Origin of the sequence: Paraburkholderia tropica (assembly GCF_914484835.1) — a bacterium.
GTDB classification, from domain to species: Bacteria; Pseudomonadota; Gammaproteobacteria; order Burkholderiales; family Burkholderiaceae; genus Paraburkholderia; species Paraburkholderia tropica_A.
Genome location: NZ_CAJZAR010000062.1, coordinates 283,043 through 302,747, shown reverse-complemented (window position 1 = coordinate 302,747; position 19,705 = coordinate 283,043). Strand labels below are relative to the sequence as shown.

Here is a 19,705-nt window from a genome sequence, read left to right as displayed (position 1 = left end):
TGAGGCGGGAGAGACCGCGCGCCCTCGGCGGGCGGCGCGGTTTGGGGGACTTATTGCTGCGGTTCGAGCAGGACGTAGAACTTCTTCGCGTCCTCGACCGTTTCCCAGCGGCCGGCGAAACCGGCGGGCAGCAGATAGCCCTGGCCCGCCGTGAATTCCTTGCGGCCGCCGTTCACGTCGGTCAGCGCGATCTTGCCTTCGACGAGCCACACGGCTTCGTCGGCGCCCGTGGCCGGGAACTCGACCGAGCCGACCTTGCCTTCCCACCAGCCCACCACGTAGTTGCCGCTCTGGCCTTCGGCGCCGCGCCAGTCGCCTTCGTCCATGCCGTAATCGAGCTTGGTGTACTCGCCCAGACCTGCGCCCAGTTCCTTGACGTCGTGAATCAGCTTGCTCATGTTGGTTTCCTTCGATGTGTCGGTTTCAAATGATTCGGTGGCGCCAAAGTTACCGACTCGCGACGCACTGGTATGCCCCCCCTCAGGGGGGGCAATAGGCCTTTTGCCGCCTTTTCGTCATATTTCCAGGGGTTTTCCCTTGCTTATTGCCGCGCGTGTGATCGACGCGCGCAAAACCCCGCCTCGGGAGCGTTCAGCCCTTCGGCTATAATCGATTCGCCTTGTTTTCCGGTGCGCGCCATGCTGCTCAACGTCCCTCCGCACGCCGATTCCGCGAATTTCCCGCTCTCGTTCAAGACGCTCGGTCAGGTGATCGAAGCCGTCGGCACGCCCGATTTCGTGCCGCGCCTCACGGTTCTGCTCAACGAAATCGTGCCGCTCAACGTCGTGCATATCGAACGCTCGCGCGTGGACAGCAGCATGCCCACGGGCTTTCGCTGCGAGTGGATCGGCAGCAGCGGCGTGGGCGTGGACAGCGGCACGATTGCCGACGTGATGACGCTCTACTACGACCGCTTCTACGAAAGCGATCCGCTGTTCGCGGGCATACGCGGCAAGGTGGGCACGCTGCTCGTGGTGCGCGACATCGGCGCGATTCCGCCGGGCGAATTCCGCCAGCGCCTGTTCGACGAAGCGCTGATCGCGCACGAATGCGTGCTCGCGCGCGGCACGCGCCACGGCCAGCATTCGATCGCGCTCGAACGCGCCCTCAATGCGCCGCCGTTCACGCTTGCGGAGATGAACCGCTTTCGCAACGTGAGCGACTTCCTGTTTCCGCTGCTCGAATTGCACGCGACCACCAGCGCCGCGCGGCGCGTCGCGCATCCGACTTCGTTTCTGCATCCGCTCGCGCAATTCGACGCGCGCATCGCCGCCGACGCCATTCGCCTCTCCAAGCGCGAATACGAAATCTGCGCGCATCTGATCACGGGCCGCACGGTGCCCGAAGCCGCGGAAATTCTCGGCGTGCGCACCGCCACGGCCGAGTCCTATGTGAAGCGCGCGTTCGCGAAACTCGGCGTGCGCACCAAGCGCGAACTGGTCGGCTGGGGCCAGGCTTGCCCCCGTTTGCAGGGCGCGTAACGCGGCCTTTGCATCGATTGGCGTCGATGTAAACATCTCCACTTCGTAATTCGCGCGGCGCGCGTCTCGCCTACCATCGCCCGATCGTCATCACTTCAAGATCGGAGACACCGAACATGCAGCGCGAACTCAACCAGCCGCTCGGCGGCAACGACATGCCGCGTTTCGGCGGCATCGCCACCATGATGCGGCTGCCGCAAGCGACCAGCACCGAAGGCCTCGACGCCTGTTTCGTCGGCGTGCCGCTCGACCTCGGCACCTCGAACCGCTCGGGCGCGCGCTTCGGTCCGCGTCAGATCCGCTCGGAATCGGTGCTGCTGCGTCCCTACAACATGGCGACGCGCGCCGCGCCGTTCGACTCGCTGCAAGTGGCCGATATCGGCGACGTCGCGACCAATCCCTATGATCTGAAGGACTCGATCCGCCTGATCGAAGCGGCTTACGACGAGATCGTCGCGACCGGCTGCCGGCCGATCACGCTCGGCGGCGACCACACGATCGCGTGGCCGATCCTGCGCGCGCTGCACAAGAAGTACGGCAAGGTCGCGGTCGTGCACATCGACGCGCACGCCGACGTCAACGACACCATGTTCGGCGAGAAGATCGCGCACGGCACGCCGTTTCGCCGCGCGGTGGAAGACGGCCTGCTCCAATGCGACAAGGTCACGCAAATCGGCCTGCGCGGCACCGGCTATCACGCCGACGATTTCGACTGGTGTCGTCAGCAAGGCTTCACCGTCGTGCAAGCCGAGGAATGCTGGAACAAGTCGCTCGCACCGCTGATGGCGCAAGTGCGCGAACGCGTGGGCGACACGCCCGTGTATCTGAGCTTCGATATCGACGGTCTCGATCCGTCGTTCGCGCCCGGCACCGGCACGCCCGAAGTGGGCGGCCTCACCGTGCAGCAGGGCCTCGAAATCGTGCGCGGCATGAAGGGCCTCAACGTGGTGGGCGCCGATCTCGTCGAAGTCTCGCCGCCCTACGACCAGGCCGGCACGACCGCGCTCGTGGGCGCGAATCTCGCGTTCGAAATGCTCTGCGTGATGCCGGGCGTCGCGTATCGCTGAACTCTCAAGGGCTAACCTCATGACCACCGTCACTCCCCTTCGCCGCGACCCTGGCACCGACCCGCTCGTGCTGCCCGCCGCCCTCGTGGCGGGCGCCACGCTGCACGCCGACGACGCCGAACGCGCCACGCCGATCCACAACGCCTCGACCGGCGAAACGATCGGCTGGCAGGAACACGCGAGCGCCGCGCAGATCGACGCCGCCGTGCGCGCCGCGCATGACGCGCTCGGCGCATGGCGCGCGACCTCGCCCGCCGCGCGCGGCAAGCTGCTGCGCAAGATCGCCGAACTGATCGAAGCGGACCGCGCGCGCCTCGCCGCGATGCAGATGCAGGTGAGCGGCAAGCCGCCGTTCGAAGCCGATCTCGACGTCAGCGACGCCATCGCCACGTTCACGTATTACGGCGACCTCTGCGCGGAGACCGGCGCGTTCGCGCCCGAAACGATCGCGCTGCCCGACGAGACCGTCACGGGCGAGCGCTACTACGAAGCGGTCGGCGTGGCCGCGCTGATCGTGCCGTGGAATTTCCCGATGGTGACGACCGCGTGGAAGCTCGCGCCCGCGCTCGCGGCGGGCTGCACCGTCGTGCTCAAGCCGTCCGAGCTGACTTCGCCGGTCGAGCATCTGCTCGCGCAGATCGTCAGCGAAGCGGGCGTGCCCGATGGCGTCGTCAATCTCGTCAACGGCGGCGCCGACGTGGGCGCGCAACTCTCGGCGCATCCGCTCGTCGACAAGATTTCGTTCACGGGCAGCACCGCCGTGGGCCGCAAGGTGATGCAGACGGCCGCGCTGGACATGAAGCGCGTGACGCTCGAACTCGGCGGCAAATCGGCCTTGATCGTGCGCGCCGATGCGGACATCGATCACGCGGTCTCGCTCGCCGTGAGCGGCGCTTTCGCGAACGCCGGACAGATGTGTTCGGCGACGGCGCGCATTCTCGTGCAGGACGACGTCTACCGCAAATTCATGGCGGCGTTCGAAGCGGCGGTGCGTGCGGTGAACGTGGGCGCGCCGGGCGCGGAGAACGTGTCGATGGGGCCGCTGATCTCGCAGGCGCAGCGCGCGCGCGTGCAGGCGCTCGTCGAGCAAGGCGTGGCGGCGGGCGCGCAGATCGCCTTCAGCGGCAACGCGGACAGCGCGCGCGGCGCGGGCTTTTTCATGGCGCCCGTGGTGGTGGCCGAGCCCGATGCCGATAACGTATTGTGGACCGATGAAGTGTTCGGGCCGGTCGCGTGCGTGAAGTCGTTCCGCACCGACGACGAGGCGATCGCGCTCGCCAACGGCACGCGTTACGGGTTGGTCGCGACGGTCGTGACGCAGGACGTCGAAGCGCAACGCCGTTACAAGGCGGAACTGCGCGCGGGACTCGTTTGGGTCAACACGCCGCAATTGATCTTCCCGCAGGTGTGCTGGGGCGGAATGGGCTTGAGCGGTCTCGGGCGCGAACTGGGACTGGCGGGTTTGCGCAGCTATCAGGAGTTGCGGCACACGGTGGCCGCAGTTTAGTCGGCTGGCTTTGCTCCAGTGTTGTATGCGTGTTTGCGGCGCTCGCCCGGGTGGGGCGGCGCCGCTTTTTTTGATGTTGCGGAATCAACGTTATTGGATTGGCTCAAGGTGCCAGCGGGATCGTCGCTAACCCGATTGCGATGATGACCTGGCCAATGGAGTTTCGACGTGCGTACTTCGCCCGCTCTGAAACTACATCGCTTAAAACTAGTCGGGTGCTCAGGCTAATTCCTTCTCAACAGAATGAGCGCCACTCCGGCTGTGCAGAAAACGACCGCCGAGCTTGCCAGAAACACAGCATCAAGCCCGGCTCGACCTCCAATCCACCCGAGTGCCGGACTCCCGACCGCCATCGCGACATCGAGGAAGGCGGTGTAGATGCCCATTGCCAACCCACGGTTCTGCGAAGCCGTAGCCCTGACGGCTTCTACGCCGAGCCCGGGATAGACCAGCGAATAGCCAAAGCCTGCTATCGCTGCGCCCGTCACCGCGACTAGCGACGTGTGTGCGAGCCCCATCACGAGCAAGCCTGCCGCCTGGATAAACACGAATATCAGTGCGACTTTCGCGCCGCCAAGCCTGTCCGGAAGATGGCCGCCGACTGTGCGGGCGAACATGAGCGCAATGCCGAAGGCCGTGAATGCAAGCCATACGGGTTGCCAATGCATGTGGGCGTAGAACAGCGAACTGAAGGCGAGAATTGCGCAGTAACCAATACTGGCGAAAGCCGCCCCCATCCCCGGCAGCCAGACTGCGCGCAGCACCGCCCTCGCCGAAGCATGCTCGCTGGACCGATGCGGAGCCACACCCGGCATCGGCGCAACATAAATCAGAACCAGCATTGGCAGGAGCAATGTGGTCGAGGCGATCGCAACAAAACCGAACGAGTCGAACAGCATCGTCCCAATCGGACCGCCGAAAGCCATCGACGCAAACATGGCTGTGCCGACCCAGGCGATGACTTTACCGGCGTGTTCCCTGTCGACAAGAGCCAATCCCCACGATACTGCGCCCGTGATGATAAAGCTTTCCGCGCCGCCGAGAACCACGCGGCCCAGAAGCAAGATGGCGACCGACAAAACCGGCGTCTTCACGAACGCGAGAGACAGCAGGTAGAGCGCGCCTGCCGCGACGGCGGCGGCCAGTCCGGTTACAACGCCCTGCTTCGCACCATGCCGGTCAGCATACGCACCAGCCCAGATGCGCGAGACCAATGACGCTGCAAATTGAGTCCCTGCAACCAGCCCAACGACAAACGTATCGAAGCCCAGGTCGTTGTGAACATGCAGAGGAAGAACCGGCAGTGCGACACCGATAATCGCGAAGCCGACGAGGACGGTGGCCATGATAGGCATCAAGGTCACCAGGACCGAGCTTTCGCTCGGCTTGAGAGTTTTTGAATCCAGCATCCAACGATTTCCTACATTTTATAGCCGGGCTTTTTCAGCAGAATTTCCGGGCGCTCTTTAATGTCTGGAACATAGACCGCCTCTTTCCAACTACTCGGCTCAACTTCTTCAAACGCAATTGACACCGAGTCCGGCCCATTTCCCAGAATGGACACGATTTCCCGTGTAATCGCCACGGCTAGCGCATGCTTCTGCGCTTCGGTTTTTCCGCGCCATGCTTTCACAATGACGTGTGGCATGTGCTTACCTCTATGTGTTGATTCGGCGAAGAGGTGGCCACTGAACGGCCACACGGCAGCGGGATCAGGACCATCAGGATATCTGACTTGTCGGACGAAACAGAATCTCGTTGATGTCGACGTCTTCCGGCTGACTGATGGCGAACTCGACAGCACGCGCAAAAGCGCCGGCAGAAATCGCTTTTTCGTAGGTCTTTGCCATGCCAGCGGCGACATCACTGTCCGTAATCGTGCTGGTGAGTTCAGTCGCCACGGCGCCCGGCGAGATGATTGTGGTTCGGATGTTCCAGGGTTTCACTTCCTGGCGCAGTCCCTCGGAGATGGCTCGCACCGCCCATTTGGTGCCCGCATAAACCGAGCCGCCAGGACCGACCTTGTGACCAGCAACCGAAGACACATTGATAATCTGGCCGGACATCTGCTTCTGCATGTGCGGCAGCACCGCCGCGATGCTATACAGAACGCCCTTGATGTTAACGTCGATCATGCGGTCCCATTCATCGACTTTGAGCTTGTCGAGCATAGAACTCGGCATGAGGCCCGCGTTATTCAAAATCACATCGACGCGGCCATGAAGGTCGATAGCGCGGTCTACCAGCGCCTGGACCTGGTTGCGGTCGGTCACATCTGTTTGCTGGATCGCCTGTGGGCTAAGGCCAATTTCGCCCGCCAAGGCTTCGAGACGCTCAATGCGACGCGCACCGAGTACGACGTTGGCCCCTGCCTTCGCGAGGTAACGCGCAGTTTCAGCACCGAGACCGCTACTGGCACCCGTAATTACAACGACCTTGTTTTCAATGCCTGATGACATGACACAGTTCCTTCTGGATTATTTGATTGGGATGACTATCGATATTCGTCTTCAGAGACCGGCTCTAGCCAATCCACGTTTTTACCGTCGACAACGTAAGTCATTGCGACATGGCTCATCGCGGTTGTGTCGGTCGCTCCATGCCAATGCTTTGCACCGGCGGGAATCCAGACAACGTCTCCGGACTCGATGACGCGGCGCTCCTCGCCCTCCTCCTGTATCCACCCCATGCCCGAGGTCACAATCAGAAGCTGCCCCGCCGGATGCGTGTGCCAGGTGGTTCGCGCGCCCGGCGCGAAATCGACAAGACCCACGTTCGCACGCGTGGAATCGTTGGGCGGAAGAAGCGGCCTCACGCGAGCATCGCCAGTAAAGTTGTCCGGCTTTCCTGCGACCGCCTGAACCTCCGCGCCATGGCGGATTTCGATGCCGGCCGCCATCGCCGCATTCGAGGCAATGCCCGCCGCTGTCGCGGCTGCTGCCAGTACATGCTTCATCGTTACCTCGTATTCATTCGGGTCAGGACGCGAGCTTCATGGCGCAACAAGCGCTCGGGCGACACGTGTCGATTGAGACCCGCGCATCCTGTAGCCGCTGTCCCAGTGCCTCAAATGTAGGCGAGGCATTAATAAGAAACTAGGTGCTAAAATGAGATTGGACCTATAAGAGGAACTTCTCAATGGCGGCCGACAACCTGAATGACCTGGCGGCTTTCATGGTCGTCGCGCAGGAAAGAAACTTCACACGTGCCGGAAAGCGTCTCGGCGTTTCCCAGTCAGCGTTGAGTCAAACCGTTCGCGCGCTGGAAGCGCGTCTCGGCATGCGTTTGCTGACGCGCACGACGCGCAGCGTTGTCCCGACCGAAGCCGGCGAACGACTCATGGCGTCCATCGGGCCACGCATCGAAGAGATTCAGCGCGAACTCATGGTACTGAGCGGATTGCGCGAAAAGCCGTCCGGCGTCATTCGGCTAACGGCCACCGAATACGCAGCGGAAGCTGTGCTCTGGCCTGCAATCGCAAAGCTGGTTGATGAGTATCCCGACATCAAGGTCGAGGTGCTGATTGACTACGGCTTGACCGACATCGTGCGAGACCGCTTCGACGCCGGCGTGAGACCAGGCGAAACGATTGCGAAAGATATGATTGCGGTGCGGATTGGTCCGCCGATGCGCATGGCCGTAGCCGGGTCGCCAGAATACTTCTCCAGACGAAAGCCACCGCGAACTCCACAGGAGCTCACGAACCACGGCTGCATCAATCTTCGGCTATCTGGCCACGGCGGGCTCTACACGTGGGAATTCGAAAAACGCGGGCGCAAGCTGAACGTGCGCGTGGACGGTCAACTCGTCTTCAACAGCAGTCACCTCATTCTGCATGCAGCGATTGAGGGGCGAGGCCTGGCCTATCTCACGGAAGGCCAAATGGAACCGTATCTCTCGGACGGCCGGCTGGTCCGTGTACTGGAAGATTGGTGCGAGCCGTTTTCTGGATATCACCTTTACTACCCGAGCCGCCGTCAACCCACGCCCGCGTTCGCTCTGCTCGTTGAAGCGTTGCGATATTCCAGGTCAAAGTAGGCAACCGCACAGAGGCAATCCAGCGGATAGCCACAGCGCATGACCACACCGATAGCCCGATTTCGCGGTGCGCTCGTTGCTCGCCCGCTGCGCGGCGCGTCCGCACAGCCGGTTTAGTTTGCCCACTGGACACCCATTGAGGAAGCCGTTAGCCTGAAAGTGTTTCGCGACCCGACGTCAAGGAGCTGCACATGCAAGTGAGCACCGACACCCTGGTTGAAATGCTGCGTGAAGTCGAAGCCGAGGACCCCATAGACTATGCGGACTTGCCGTTTGGCGAGGAAGAACTCAGGCGTCTTGTTATGAGTTCCCTCGTAGAACGGCACCACGTTGTCGAAGAGGGCATGCCGGCCTCCGACATCCACGCGCTGTACCTTCTCAGCACCGCGAAGCTCGTTCTGGAAAATACCGTGCTGCACGCGCGGCTGCTGTTACTGCAAGGACAGCAGGTCGACGTTCAGTCGCTTCTCGCGCCGTTCACGCTAAAGGGGCGCAGGTAGTCCGTATCTCCACTCGAACGATTACAGCGCGCCCCAACTGCGGTTTCATCGAATTCCGGGGCTACCGGGCGCCCCATGATTATGTGAGCGGCGGCATCGATAACGCCCATCGCTACGCCAGCATGCGTGTTTGCGGCGCTCGCCCGGGCAGGGCGGCGCCGCTTTTTACTTTTTGATTCGATATCCGAATTATTGCTTGGCGTTCGCCGTCACCAGCGTCGCGCAACACGGCACGATGCACAACAAACCCAGCAGCACCCAGAACGCCGTCTCCAGCCCCACGGCCTTCGCCACGAACCCAACGCCAGCAGGCCCGACCAGAATGCCCGCGTAACCCGTGGTAGTGATCGCAGCAATCGCCATCGCGGCCGGCATCGCCTGTTGCGAACCCGCGCGGCGGAACAGCACCGGCACGATATTCGCCGCACCGAGGCCGATCAGCAGAAAGCCCCCCAGCGCCAGCGTCGCGAGCGGCGACAGCAGCACGACCGCAAACCCCGCCACCGCCACCGCGCCGCCCCAGATCAGCGTCGCGCGGTCGCCGATGCGCGCAGTCACGGCGTCGCCGGTCAAGCGGCCCGCCGTCATCGCAATCGCGAACAGCATGTAGCCGAGGCCGCCCTGTGCGGCGTTCACGAGCCCCTTGCCCGTGATGAGCAGCGCGCTCCAGTCGAGCAGCGCGCCTTCGGCGAGAAACGTGATGCCCGTGAGCGCCGCGATCAACAGCACGATGCCGCGCGGCGTGACGAACAGCGGCCCGCCCGCCACCTGCTTCGATCGCATCAGACGCGGACGCGCGACGAGCATCGCCGCCAGCATCAGCACCGAGCACAGCAGCGTGCCTTCGAGCGCGCCGACGTGCATCGAGAGCAGAAACGTCATGAACGTCGAACCCGCGAAGCCGCCCACGCTGAACAGCGCGTGAAAGCCCGACATCAGCGGCCGTTGCGCCGCGCGTTCGACCTCCACCGCGTGCACGTTCATGGCGACGTCGAGCGAGCCGAGCGCCGCGCCGAATGCGAGCAGCGTGACACCGAGCGCGAGCGGCGTAGCCGCGACGGTCAGCAGCGGCAGGATCACCGCGAGGCCGACGCCGCTCGTCACGATAATCGGCTTGCTGCCGTAGCGCGCGCTCAGCGCGCCGGTGACCATCATCGCCGCGACCGAGCCGAGGCCGATGCACAGCAGCAGCATGCCGAGCAGGCCGTCGTCCACGTCGAGCCGGTGCTTCGCGAACGGCACCAGCGGCGCCCAGCACGCAATGCCGAATCCGGCGACGAGAAAAGCCAGCCGCGTCGCGAGACGCGTGGCGGGACGATCGGCGAAATCCATCGGAACAGGCTCCATGCGATGAGGTTGGGTGGCTTGATGGGCGACTGGATGCGGGCGGACGCTTCAGCGTTCGTCGGGGCGTTCGGCCTTGATGACGACCGTGCCCGCCTTCGTAAGCGCCTTGATTTGCGCGGCGGGCGCGTCGTGCTCGACGATCACGTTTGCGATCTCGTCGATGGCTGCCACGCGGTGCGCCGCCGTCTCGCCGAGCTTATCCGTGGTGCTGAGTATGGTTGCGTGGCGGCTGCGCGCGAGCAACGCGCGCTTGAAACCGGCGTCGGCGAACTCGAACGCGCTCACGCCTTCTTGCGGCGCCACGGCGCACGCGCCCAGAAAACAGCGGTCGATGTTCATCTGCGCGACGGCGGCGACCGCCGCCGCGTCGACGCTGCCGCCCACCACCGGGTCCACGCCGCCGCCCACCATGATCAGCGCGATGTCGGCGCGCCGCAGCAGCGCGGCGGCGACGTCGATGGAATTGGTGGCGACGGTGAGATCGTGGTCTTCGGGCAGCGCGTCGGCGAGCGCGAGATGCGTGCTGCCGCTGTCGAGAAACAGCAACTCGCCGCGCCCGATCTGCGCGACGGCGGCGCGCGCGAGCGCCGCCTTGCGCTCACGCGCGGCGTCCATGCGCGCGGACATGGGCGCCGATGCGGGCGAAACGGGCAGCGCGCCGCCGTAGACGCGGCGGCAGCGCCCTTCGGCGGCGAGCGCGCGCAGGTCGCGGCGGATGGCGTCTTCAGAAACGCCGAATTCGGCAGCGAGCGTGGCGGCCACGACGGACTCGCCGGCGCTCAGGCGGCTGGCGATCAGTTCACGGCGGGCAAGCGGAATATCCTCGTTCATGCCCAATGATATCGTGCAACAACGAGAATGTAAACGTGCACAAACGTGCATCGCGGCTGCACTTGCGGCTGCACTTGTGGCTACACGGCAAGCAGGCAACACCGATCCCGCTGCCGCTTCGTAAAACGATTACAGCGCGCACTGCGTACGGCGCCCCACATAGCCTTATTTTTTTCAGTCGAGCACACACATCGACGTCGGCTAGGATGGTGCAAGTGATAAAAATGCCATACCGCTCCATTGCTTAATGCAGCACCCGATTAACCGATGAGAGCGCGAATCCGCTTTTCACGCGCGACAAATCAACGCTCAGACTCACGCTGGCCTGCTATCCAATACTGGCGACAAGGGGAAATCGCATGTTTGGAGATTTCATCGGGTTCGCAAGACACGTCCGACGCAGCGAAGGCGTCAAGAATGCGCTCAATACGCCAACGCGGCTTTCCCTGCACGCGGTGCAGCGCCTCAACCGCGGTCACTTCGCCATCGAGATCCGGGCGGATTCCGGCTTTTTCTCCGTGATGCAGATTGTTTTATGCATCCTGCTGTACTGCGATGAAAAACATCTGAAGCCCATCATTTCCGCGCGCGGCGGCAGTTACGGCGACGCGCAAGGCAAGATCGACTGGTTCGCCGAATGCTTCGAAAACCTCGCACCTGCGTCGATGGCCGCGCGCCCGCGTTTGCGAACATCCGTCGTGCGCGATCTCGGCGATCTGGGTTTCCGCCGGTATGAACACGGCCTCGGTCTCGAACGCGCGAGTGCGCTATTCCTGTCGAATTATCGACCCGCCGAATCGATCCGCGAGGAAGTCGACCAGATTCGCCAGCGGCTGGATATCGGCGCGTCAACACTCGCCGTTCATTTTCGCGGCACCGACAAACGCTTCGAAGCCCATACAATCGAGCGGGACGCGTTTTGCCGTCTGGTCGAGAAAACGCTCGCCGACGAACCCCACCTCACCAATCTCTTCGTATCGAGCGACGAGGCGGCGTTTCTCGACTTCTTCGTGAATTGGGGATTCGCCGTGCCGGTCAGCGTCGCGCCCGCCACGCTGCTTGCGAGCGGTGAGAAGCCCGTTCACTTCAGCGGCCATCCAGGACTCGCGATCGGCCGCGAAGCCCTCGTGACGAGCCTGCTGCTCGCCCAATGCGGATCGCTGATCAAGACGCCGTCCTATCTCTCGGCGTGGTCGAAGATATTCAATCCATCGCTGCGAGTGAAACTCGCCGTGCCGCCGCGTCAAGATGCTTTCTGGTTTCCCGATAGTCAGATCTGGAACGAGCAGATGAACCACGGCAGCGATCGCGTCATTCACGAAATCGAATCCGCCAGTGCCGAATTGCCCTTTGCGGGCAACCGGACGATCGCTTGAGTGCGTGAGTGCGTGAGTGCGCGCGCGCCGGTATCGGCGCGACTACCGGTTCAGTTGGCAGCATTGAGCCGCCAAAAAAATCACGCGGCAGTCGGCCCCGTCGAGCGGATGGCAATACGCCGGTGGTGGACCGCCAGCGCCGCCTCGCCACCGCTCGTAGCGTGAAAGAGCCCAAGCTGCTCGAACTCCTCGTCCTGTAGCGGCGTGATAGCGAGATCCGTGTAGGCGTAGCGATCCGCCGACTTCATGACTGCCCGAAGGGTCGTCTCTGTCTTCAGGTAGAAGCGCAGATACTTGCCCGCCTTGACAACGGTCTCGCTCCAGTAGCGCGGATAGAAGCGAAGCGGCGATTCGACCGGCAGCCCCCAACGGCGATCTCGACGGTGCTTCATTCGCAGCGCGCCGCCTTCGAGCGGATGCACGCCCTCGTGTTCGATCATCAGTCTGAACCAGGCGATGGTGCGCATGATCGTCTTCGGCCGGCCATTCGGAATCTGCGCGGCGCGCTTCACGATCGTGCGGATGTGCTCGTACGAGTAAAACGCGCTCCATGCGCACCGATACGCTTCTTCCCATTCGGCATCCGACATTTTCGGGTGATGCGTGACGCGATGATTGGTATCGTATTTATTGATGTCCGGGTCCATCCACTCGCCGTTCTTCACCATCGTCTGATGGTCCTCGGAACCCGGAAGCGGCGTGAGCATGAAGAATTCGAGAATGTCGATCGGCAATTCGCGCTTGATGATTTCGATGTCGCGCAGAATCGATTCTTTCGTGTCCGCCGGAAATCCGATGATATAGCCCGCGTAGGTAATCGCGCCGTGCGTGCGCCACTTCTGGAGCATGGCGCGGTATTCGGTGATCTTGTTTTGCCGCTTCTTCGCGGCAATCAGATTCTCGGGATTGATATTCTCAAGCCCGATGAATACGCGGCGCACACCCGCGCGCGTCGCCTTCTCAATGAAGTCGGGAATCTTGTGACAGAGCGTGTCGACCTGGATCGTGAAGCCGCAGTGAATGCCCTGCTTTTCGCGAAGTTCGATTACGCGATCGAGCAGGATTTCCCAGTCGTGATTGCGCGCGAAATTATCGTCCGTGATAAAGAACCGGTCGATGCCCTGTTTGGCATTCTCGCGAATGATTCTTTCCAGATCGTCAGGCGTGCGAAAGCGGCTCTTGTGCCCCTGCACGTTAATGATCGTGCAAAACGAGCACTGATACGGACAACCCCGACCGAGATCGACCGAGGTATAAGTGCCTGCCGTGCGTTCGATATGCTTGCGCGGCAGAAAAGGCTGGGGCGCGCCTTCGAGCGTGGGCAACGCGTCCATGAAGTTGTACAGCGGCTTCATGGCCCCATTCCACGCGTCGAGCAGCACCTCGTCGAAACGCTGCTCCTCGGCCTCGCCCGCGAACAGCGCCACACCCATCGCCTGCGCTTCCTTCAGCTCGGCGGGCATCTCGGGCAGCATGGAGATGCAGCCCGAAACGTGGAAGCCGCCGATCGCTACCGGCAAGCCCGCGGCGCGAAACTGACGCGCGAGGTCGAGCGCGCGCGGGTACTGGTTCGACTGAACGCCGACCAGCCCGATCATCGCTCTCCCGCCCTTTGATTTCAGATCGCGAATCACGCGCGCCGGCCACACGCGCTGATTGGTCTCGTCGCAGGTTTCGATCTCGATATCGACGCCATCGCCCAGCACGTTTCGCTTTCGCGCGTCATCGGCGAGCGCATACATGCAGGCGAGCGTGTTGGACGGCATGACCGAGCGGAGCCACTGAATCGGGTAGCCGTCGTCGTCGTAATGGGTCGGCTTGATGAGGACGAGCGTGAATCGACAATCTTTAGCGGTCGCGTACGTCGTGTCCATGGTCTGCACTGTCGGCCCTGTCTGGAAGTCACAAAACAGTCAAGATCGCCCATCTTCCATTTGGAATTCGCGCCCCATTGTCGATGAACAGCGCGGCAGAGCTATCGGACGAAAGTCCTATTGTGCTGCCAGAAAAAAAGTGGCAACGCATTGAGTCGTCATGTAAACGTTCCCGGGGTTACTGCAAATAAAAGAACACCGGCATTGCCATTCCGCTTTCCGTGCAGGCTCGATGTGCAGGTCCAGCGTGCAGCTTCAGCGCGCATGCACCGTCCACGCCACCAGCCGGGCCACAACCGGACGCACGATCAGCACGCAGACAAACGCCGATGGCATCGCCACCCGATACGCATTCATCACGTTTTCCATGTAATGCGCGTCGATACCAAACTCGGCGACCGTAATCACGAGACACATGAGAAACGCCATGATAGTCGCCATATAAAGCGCGAAAACATAAGGCGTAGCGGCGATGGGAAAGCGAATACCGCGGGCTTGCATCAATTCATCGGGCATGAATTCGACCTTTTTAGCGTGAGCTGTTTGACGGACGGCCAGCGTAACAAGCCGCTCCATCCATCACTAGCCGCAAGAGACTTGATTCATTTATAAGTAAAATTTACGAAATAGCCGATGAGAGCGACACAGGACGATGGATATTCTCGGGTTGATCAACTGCTTCATCCGCGTCGTGGAGACCGGGAGCATTGCGGCGGCGGCGCGCGCGCAAGGCGTCAGCGCAGCCGCCGTGAGCCAGAGCATCGCGCGGCTCGAAACACACCTGGGCGTGCGCGTGCTGTCGCGGACGACACGCAGCATGGCGCTGACCGAGAGCGGTGCGCGTTACTACGCGAAGGTGCGCCATATTCCAGGCGATATCGATCTGGCCTCGCAGGCGGCAACGGTCGAGGCCGCGCCGCAAGGGTCGCTGTGCGTCGCCACGACGGCGGCGTTTGGCCGCCACGTGCTCGCGCCGCTGATGCCCGGTTTCAAGGCCGCTTACCCGCGCATCGACCTTGAGCTCATCAGCACCGACCGGTCCGTCGATCACCGGCTGGAGGGCGTCGACGTGAGTATCCGCATCGCCGCGCAACTCGATGATCGGCTGGTCGCCCGGCGAATCGCTTCAAGACCGTTTCTGTTCTGTGCGTCGCGCTCGTATCTGAACCAGGCGGGCGTGCCCCTCACGCCCGAGGATCTGAAACATCACGCCTGCGTCGTCTTCCGGTATCCGACCGATGGCCGTTTCCTGCCGTGGGGATTCGTGCGCGAAGGCCGGCGTTTCGACGCGCCCGTCAACCCGGCGTTCATCTGCGACGACATCGATATGCTCGCGCAAATCGCCGCGAACGGCGGGGGAATCGCGCGGCTCGCGAGCTTCGTGGCGCAACCACTGATCGACAGCGGCAAGCTCGTCACGCTGTTCGAGCCACGCGACCGGAGCCGCGTCCACGCCGAACCCGAGCCGATGGAACTCTACGCCTGCGTCGCCGAGCGATCCGCGATGAATGCCAAGGCGAGAGCCTTCATCGCGTATGTCGAGCAGGCGTTGCAAAGCCAGACCGATGCAGTTGGAGCACGGTTTGATGCGCTCGGCCCGCCTGGCGTTGAATGACCGCGTCGGGAGAAATTCGAAGGAAACGGTCGGGCTAAATCGAAGCGCTCGCCGCCAAGCCCGATGCCCGAAGCAAGTTGACACACCGTCAACCTCACCGCCATTTATCCACGCTCGCCCGCCACGTAAATTACTCGCTCACACACAACTCCAGCGAGGAACGAACGAATGAACATTACCGTGGTGGGTTACGGCAACGTGGGCAAGGCGATGGTCAAGCAGCTTACCGCGGCGGGCCACGCCGTCACCGTGACGGGACGTCAACTGAGCGGCGCGCGCGACGTCGCGCAAGCGCATGGCGCGAACGCGGCGCCGCTCTCGTCCGCGGCATCGCAAGCCGATATCGTCGTGCTGGCCGTGCCCTACGACAACGCCGCCGCCGCGCTCGCGGAACTCGGCGCGCTCGACGGCAAGGTGCTCGTCGACGTCACGAATCCGCTCACCAGCGACTACATGGGTCTCACGCTCGGTCACACCACGTCGGCGGGCGAGGAAATCGCCAGGCTCACGAAGGCTCGCGTCGTCAAGGCGTTCAACACGCTGTTCGCGCAGGTGCTCGATGGCGGCGCCGCGTTCCCTTCGCAGGCCGCGAGCGTGTTCGTCGCGAGCGACGACGCCGACGCCAAGGCGCAAGTCGCCGCGCTCGGCGAGTCGATGGGCTTCGCGATCGTCGACGCGGGCGGTCTCAAGAACGCGCGCTACCTCGAAAGCGTTGCGGGCCTCAACATCTATCTCGGCTACGGCGCGGGACTCGGCGTGCAGATCGCGCCCACCTGGATCAAGCGCTAACGCAAGCCTCGGCGGCTCACGCCAACCGCAACGCCGCCGCCAACAAAAAAACGCCGCGTTTCCCCAAGGAAACGCGGCGTTTTCATATCGACACCGCTATGCCGCCCGACCGCGAGCGGCCCGCCTCACAGCCCCGCGCGCCGCCGGCACTCGCGCGGCGTCATATCGAAACGCGCGCGGAATGTGCGGCTGAAATGCGCGGCGTCGTTAAAGCCCCATCGAAAGCAGATCTCCGACACCGACAACGCACGATGCGCCGGACTCCTCAAGTCCTGGCTACAGCGTTCGAGCCGCTTGTCGCGCAGATAGCCCGTAAAACTCAGGCCCACATCGGCGAACAGCTTCTGCACATAGCGCGACGAGACGCGATGCTGGTCCGTGATCTGATTGAGCGAGAGATCGGCGTCGCCGAGTTGCCGGTCGATCGACTCGCAAATACGCAGAAAATGCGCGGTGCGCCGATGATCGCCGAGTCCTGGCGTATCGAGCAGGCGCGCGAGACTCGCGGTCAGAAACTCGGCCAGCGCGACTTCCACGGGATGCAGGTCGCTCGCCTCGAACGACTCCAGTTCCTCGCCCACCGCCTGCAGCATGCCGCCCAGCACGCGCGTGAGCCCCGCGTTGCCGGGCAGGATCCCGCACGCGAGCAGGCGCGGATCGACGAGGCGCGGCGGCAGCAGCGTCATCGGCACGCGCACGTAGAGCAGGCGGAAGTCGGCGCAGAGTTCGAGTGTGGAATCGCGGCCGCACGGGCCGTAGAGCATGTCGCCGCGCGAAACTTCCACGCGCTCGCCCGATTCGAGAAACACCGACTGCCCGTCGAGCAGCAGCGCGAGCCACAGCGCCGCGTGATCGTTGCGCGCGCTACCGGAAATGGTCAGCGGCGTCGCGCGCACGCGCGAGAACTCGATACCGACCGGCGACTCGATGCCCACCACGTCGCCGCTGAAGTGCTCGTCGACCGGCATCATGCTCGACGGCAGACAGACCGTATCCATCGCCTCGCGCCACACGTGCGACCGCTGATCGGCCGTACCCGCTTGCGTGGAAAAATGCCAGGACTTCAGCGACATGCATAGCCTCCGCGTGAACATTGATGCAGATCAAGCTATGCAATTGTCGCGCCAGCGTGAACAGCGGTTTTCGGCGTGTTGGCGCGCGTCGCGGCCGCCGATTGTCCGCCGATTGCCCCAAACGGGCGTCTATGCGTTCCGTATGAGTGCATGCCTCGCACCGTGCTGAACGCGCTCGCCGTCCGCGTATGCCGCCCGATCAGACCGTCCACTTATGCCGTCCACGGCGCGCCCTGCCACTGCTCGGCGAGATAGTCGATCGTCACGCGCGTCTTGGCGGGCAGCTGATGGCGGCTCGGATACACGGCGTAGATGCCAATGGGCGCGGGCGCAAACGCTTCCAGCACGCTCACCAGCGTGCCGCGCGCGAGGCTGTCCATGACGAGAAACGCGGGCTGGAGCACGAGGCCGAGGCCCGCTTCGGCGGCGGCCACGCAGGTTTCGCCGTTGTTGGCGGTCATCGCAGGATGCGGGCGGCCCATCTGCTCGCATCCGGTGGCGTGGTCGAGCAGACGCCATTCGCCGCGCTCCGCGACGTGTCCGTAAGCGATCGAGCGATGCGCCGCGAGGTCGGCGGGCGTGTGCGGCACGCCGTGCTGCGCGAGATACGACGGCGACGCACAAATCACGAGCGGCGTGCTCGCCAGGCGCCGGTGCACGAGCGACGATTCGGCGGGCCGCGCGATGCGGATGGCGAGATCGATGCCCTCGGCCACGATATCGACGAATGCATCGGACAGCGCGATGGCCGGCCGCACATCGGGCGCGCGCACGAGCAGGCCCGGCCAGAGCGGCGCGAGATGCTTGATGCCGAAGCTCACAGGCGCGCTGATGCGCAACTCGCCCGACGCGTGCTCGCGTTCACCCTGGGCCGCGCGTTCGGCGTGATCGAGCTGCGTGAGAATCTCGCGGCACGAACGGTAATACGCCTCGCCCGCCGCCGTGAGCGCGATCTTGCGCGTGGTCCGATGCAGCAGCCGCGCGCCGAGTCGCGTTTCCAGTCCCTGAATCGTGCGCGAGACCAGCGCGCGCGAAATGCCCTCGGTGTCGGCGGCGGCCGCGAAGCCGCCCGAGTCCACCACGCTCACGAACGCTTCGATCTCGCGCAGCCGGTTCACTTCTTGCCGAGCTTCGGGAAGATGCCGCGCGGCAGGCGCACGTGCGCGCCGAGCGTCGCATCGACGACCTGCGTGATGCCGACATCGCCCGCCACGCTCAGCAGCGAATAAGCGTCGTTGCGCGACAGGCCGATGTGATCTTCGAGCAGTTGCATCGTGTCGAGCGTCGCGTTGCGCAGCGCGCGGTCGAGTTGCGGATCGAAGCCGTGCACGATCCAGCTATCGGTGGTTTCGAGCAGCGGCGTCGGGAATGCGAAGTCCTTGCGCAGCACGATCTGCATCGTCACGTTCAGCGACGACTCGATGGCCGTGCCGCTGATCTCGCCATCGCCCTGCGAAACATGCGGATCGCCGATCGAAAAGAGCGCGCCCGGCACCTGCACCGGGTAATACATGGTCGCGCCCGCGCCGATGCGCCAGTTGTCGATATTGCCGCCGTGACGGCCAGGCGGAATCGTGCTCACGCGTCCATCGACCGCCGGCGCGACGCCCGCCGTGCCCAGATGCGGCCGCGCGGGCACGCGCACGCCGTCGAGCGCCGTCTCGCGGTCGCAGACCGGGCAATTCGTGATCGTGCCCGGCGTCATGTACTTGCCCTTGAAATCGTAGGCGTAGAGCGCCGAGGCGTGATTCGCGCCCTCGTCCAGTTCGTAGATCGTCACGCGCTCCTTCTCGCCCATTTCCTTGTAGAGCCAGCCCCAGTTCGCCGCGAGATTCGAGCCGTAGCGGCAGCGCGGCGTGAGGTTCAGGAAGCGCACTTCGAGCATGTCGCCCGGCTGCGCGTCGGCGACATAGATCGGGCCGGTCATGATGTGCACGCCGGGATTGCGGTCGTGCTCGGGAATCGCGCGCCATAGCGCGTGCAGCGCTTCGTCCATCATCAGCTCGGGCGCGTCGCCCGCGTGGTGCGTGACGGCTTCGGCGTAGACGAGGTCGCCGCTGCGCACGGTCAGCGCGGGCGCGAGCGAGGCGTCGAAGTAGCCCCAGTGAACGTTCTCGCGCGTGGCGCGCAGCGTGTGCAGCGCGCCCGGTTCGACGCGCTCGCGCGCGGCGGCTTCGGAGGAAATCAGTGCCATGGAAGGTCCGTTT

The 19,705-nt window shown here is 63.6% G+C and carries 20 protein-coding genes; 8 read left to right on the top strand and 12 right to left on the bottom strand.

What is annotated here, in order from left to right:
• Positions 1-50: 50 nt before the first annotated feature.
• Positions 51-398 carry a cupin domain-containing protein gene (locus LDO54_RS22400; RefSeq protein WP_224012849.1) on the bottom strand — a complete coding sequence of 116 codons (348 nt, stop codon included), beginning with the start codon at positions 396-398 and terminating at the stop codon, positions 51-53.
• 240 nt (positions 399-638) lie between these two features.
• On the opposite strand from LDO54_RS22400, the gene LDO54_RS22395 reads away from it, so the two are divergent.
• The 3 genes from LDO54_RS22395 to LDO54_RS22385 all read left to right on the top strand — a co-directional run bounded on the left by LDO54_RS22395 (position 639) and on the right by LDO54_RS22385 (position 4,055).
• Entirely contained in the window at positions 639-1,481 is an 843-nt protein-coding gene (locus LDO54_RS22395; RefSeq protein WP_224012848.1) for a helix-turn-helix transcriptional regulator, read from the top strand.
• 116 nt (positions 1,482-1,597) lie between these two features.
• On the top strand, positions 1,598-2,548 hold the full coding sequence (speB, locus tag LDO54_RS22390; protein WP_205994785.1) for an agmatinase: 951 nt from the start codon (positions 1,598-1,600) through the stop codon (positions 2,546-2,548).
• Positions 2,549-2,567: 19 nt separating this feature from the next.
• Entirely contained in the window at positions 2,568-4,055 is a 1,488-nt protein-coding gene (locus tag LDO54_RS22385; protein ID WP_224012847.1) for an aldehyde dehydrogenase family protein, read from the top strand.
• A gap of 224 nt (positions 4,056-4,279) precedes the next feature.
• On the opposite strand, the gene LDO54_RS22380 is transcribed toward LDO54_RS22385, so the two are convergent.
• The 4 genes from LDO54_RS22380 to LDO54_RS22365 form a co-directional block, all read right to left on the bottom strand.
• Entirely contained in the window at positions 4,280-5,464 is a 1,185-nt protein-coding gene (locus LDO54_RS22380) for an arabinose transporter (RefSeq protein ID WP_224012846.1), read from the bottom strand.
• 11 nt (positions 5,465-5,475) lie between these two features.
• A complete protein-coding gene (locus tag LDO54_RS22375) occupies positions 5,476-5,703 on the bottom strand; it encodes a tautomerase family protein (protein WP_224012845.1) in 228 nt (75 codons plus the stop codon).
• Positions 5,704-5,776: 73 nt separating this feature from the next.
• Complete coding sequence (locus LDO54_RS22370) at positions 5,777-6,514, bottom strand: SDR family oxidoreductase (RefSeq protein ID WP_224012844.1); 738 nt, start codon at positions 6,512-6,514, stop codon at positions 5,777-5,779.
• Positions 6,515-6,549: 35 nt separating this feature from the next.
• Positions 6,550-7,011 (bottom strand): (R)-mandelonitrile lyase, encoded by a 462-nt coding sequence (locus LDO54_RS22365; RefSeq protein ID WP_224012843.1) that lies wholly within the window; start codon positions 7,009-7,011, stop codon positions 6,550-6,552.
• Between the two features lie 182 nt (positions 7,012-7,193).
• Between LDO54_RS22365 and LDO54_RS22360 the strand changes: the two genes are divergently transcribed.
• Both LDO54_RS22360 and LDO54_RS22355 read left to right on the top strand, forming a co-directional pair.
• Positions 7,194-8,093, top strand: coding sequence for a LysR family transcriptional regulator (locus LDO54_RS22360; protein WP_224012842.1), 900 nt, complete (start codon positions 7,194-7,196; stop codon positions 8,091-8,093).
• 191 nt (positions 8,094-8,284) lie between these two features.
• A complete protein-coding gene (locus LDO54_RS22355; protein WP_224012841.1) occupies positions 8,285-8,593 on the top strand; it encodes a hypothetical protein in 309 nt (102 codons plus the stop codon).
• 189 nt (positions 8,594-8,782) lie between these two features.
• Here the strand turns inward: LDO54_RS22355 and LDO54_RS22350 are convergent, their stop codons facing one another.
• A complete protein-coding gene (locus tag LDO54_RS22350; RefSeq protein ID WP_224012840.1) occupies positions 8,783-9,925 on the bottom strand; it encodes an MFS transporter in 1,143 nt (380 codons plus the stop codon).
• A 63-nt stretch (positions 9,926-9,988) separates the two neighbouring features.
• Positions 9,989-10,771, bottom strand: coding sequence for a DeoR/GlpR family DNA-binding transcription regulator (locus tag LDO54_RS22345; protein WP_436975645.1), 783 nt, complete (start codon positions 10,769-10,771; stop codon positions 9,989-9,991).
• Positions 10,772-11,130: 359 nt separating this feature from the next.
• Between LDO54_RS22345 and LDO54_RS22340 the strand changes: the two genes are divergently transcribed.
• Positions 11,131-12,147 (top strand): nodulation protein NodZ, encoded by a 1,017-nt coding sequence (locus LDO54_RS22340; protein WP_224012838.1) that lies wholly within the window; start codon positions 11,131-11,133, stop codon positions 12,145-12,147.
• Positions 12,148-12,227: 80 nt separating this feature from the next.
• Here LDO54_RS22340 and LDO54_RS22335 read toward each other — a convergent pair whose 3' ends face one another.
• Entirely contained in the window at positions 12,228-14,021 is a 1,794-nt protein-coding gene (locus tag LDO54_RS22335; RefSeq protein WP_224012837.1) for a B12-binding domain-containing radical SAM protein, read from the bottom strand.
• Positions 14,022-14,276: 255 nt separating this feature from the next.
• The gene (locus tag LDO54_RS22330) at positions 14,277-14,597 is read right to left on the bottom strand and encodes a DUF2798 domain-containing protein (protein ID WP_436975644.1); all 321 of its coding nucleotides are present in this window, start codon (positions 14,595-14,597) and stop codon (positions 14,277-14,279) included.
• 76 nt (positions 14,598-14,673) lie between these two features.
• On the opposite strand from LDO54_RS22330, the gene LDO54_RS22325 reads away from it, so the two are divergent.
• On the top strand, positions 14,674-15,636 hold the full coding sequence (locus LDO54_RS22325; RefSeq protein WP_224012836.1) for a LysR family transcriptional regulator: 963 nt from the start codon (positions 14,674-14,676) through the stop codon (positions 15,634-15,636).
• A gap of 129 nt (positions 15,637-15,765) precedes the next feature.
• Positions 15,766-16,425 (top strand): NADPH-dependent F420 reductase, encoded by a 660-nt coding sequence (locus LDO54_RS22320; RefSeq protein ID WP_224012996.1) that lies wholly within the window; start codon positions 15,766-15,768, stop codon positions 16,423-16,425.
• 125 nt (positions 16,426-16,550) lie between these two features.
• On the opposite strand, the gene LDO54_RS22315 is transcribed toward LDO54_RS22320, so the two are convergent.
• From LDO54_RS22315 to LDO54_RS22305, 3 genes are all read right to left on the bottom strand, one after another.
• On the bottom strand, positions 16,551-17,498 hold the full coding sequence (locus LDO54_RS22315; protein WP_224012835.1) for a helix-turn-helix domain-containing protein: 948 nt from the start codon (positions 17,496-17,498) through the stop codon (positions 16,551-16,553).
• 212 nt (positions 17,499-17,710) lie between these two features.
• Positions 17,711-18,616, bottom strand: a complete 906-nt coding sequence (locus LDO54_RS22310; protein WP_224012834.1) for a LysR family transcriptional regulator — start codon at positions 18,614-18,616, stop codon at positions 17,711-17,713.
• A complete protein-coding gene (locus LDO54_RS22305) occupies positions 18,613-19,692 on the bottom strand; it encodes an acetamidase/formamidase family protein (protein WP_224012833.1) in 1,080 nt (359 codons plus the stop codon). The genes LDO54_RS22310 and LDO54_RS22305 overlap by 4 nt, the downstream gene beginning before the upstream one ends.
• Positions 19,693-19,705 lie beyond the last annotated feature (13 nt).

What these genes read in the sequence shown, in the direction of transcription:
- LDO54_RS22400 (WP_224012849.1), bottom strand. Translation starts at nt 398, where the DNA reads ATGAGCAAGCTGATTCACGACGTCAAGGAACTGGGCGCAGGTCTGGGC.
- LDO54_RS22395 (WP_224012848.1), top strand. Translation starts at nt 639, where the DNA reads ATGCTGCTCAACGTCCCTCCGCACGCCGATTCCGCGAATTTCCCGCTC.
- speB (WP_205994785.1), top strand. Translation starts at nt 1,598, where the DNA reads ATGCAGCGCGAACTCAACCAGCCGCTCGGCGGCAACGACATGCCGCGT.
- LDO54_RS22385 (WP_224012847.1), top strand. Translation starts at nt 2,568, where the DNA reads ATGACCACCGTCACTCCCCTTCGCCGCGACCCTGGCACCGACCCGCTC.
- LDO54_RS22380 (WP_224012846.1), bottom strand. Translation starts at nt 5,464, where the DNA reads ATGCTGGATTCAAAAACTCTCAAGCCGAGCGAAAGCTCGGTCCTGGTG.
- LDO54_RS22375 (WP_224012845.1), bottom strand. Translation starts at nt 5,703, where the DNA reads ATGCCACACGTCATTGTGAAAGCATGGCGCGGAAAAACCGAAGCGCAG.
- LDO54_RS22370 (WP_224012844.1), bottom strand. Translation starts at nt 6,514, where the DNA reads ATGTCATCAGGCATTGAAAACAAGGTCGTTGTAATTACGGGTGCCAGT.
- LDO54_RS22365 (WP_224012843.1), bottom strand. Translation starts at nt 7,011, where the DNA reads ATGAAGCATGTACTGGCAGCAGCCGCGACAGCGGCGGGCATTGCCTCG.
- LDO54_RS22360 (WP_224012842.1), top strand. Translation starts at nt 7,194, where the DNA reads ATGGCGGCCGACAACCTGAATGACCTGGCGGCTTTCATGGTCGTCGCG.
- LDO54_RS22355 (WP_224012841.1), top strand. Translation starts at nt 8,285, where the DNA reads ATGCAAGTGAGCACCGACACCCTGGTTGAAATGCTGCGTGAAGTCGAA.
- LDO54_RS22350 (WP_224012840.1), bottom strand. Translation starts at nt 9,925, where the DNA reads ATGGATTTCGCCGATCGTCCCGCCACGCGTCTCGCGACGCGGCTGGCT.
- LDO54_RS22345 (WP_436975645.1), bottom strand. Translation starts at nt 10,771, where the DNA reads ATGAACGAGGATATTCCGCTTGCCCGCCGTGAACTGATCGCCAGCCGC.
- LDO54_RS22340 (WP_224012838.1), top strand. Translation starts at nt 11,131, where the DNA reads ATGTTTGGAGATTTCATCGGGTTCGCAAGACACGTCCGACGCAGCGAA.
- LDO54_RS22335 (WP_224012837.1), bottom strand. Translation starts at nt 14,021, where the DNA reads ATGGACACGACGTACGCGACCGCTAAAGATTGTCGATTCACGCTCGTC.
- LDO54_RS22330 (WP_436975644.1), bottom strand. Translation starts at nt 14,597, where the DNA reads ATGGAGCGGCTTGTTACGCTGGCCGTCCGTCAAACAGCTCACGCTAAA.
- LDO54_RS22325 (WP_224012836.1), top strand. Translation starts at nt 14,674, where the DNA reads ATGGATATTCTCGGGTTGATCAACTGCTTCATCCGCGTCGTGGAGACC.
- LDO54_RS22315 (WP_224012835.1), bottom strand. Translation starts at nt 17,498, where the DNA reads ATGTCGCTGAAGTCCTGGCATTTTTCCACGCAAGCGGGTACGGCCGAT.
- LDO54_RS22305 (WP_224012833.1), bottom strand. Translation starts at nt 19,692, where the DNA reads ATGGCACTGATTTCCTCCGAAGCCGCCGCGCGCGAGCGCGTCGAACCG.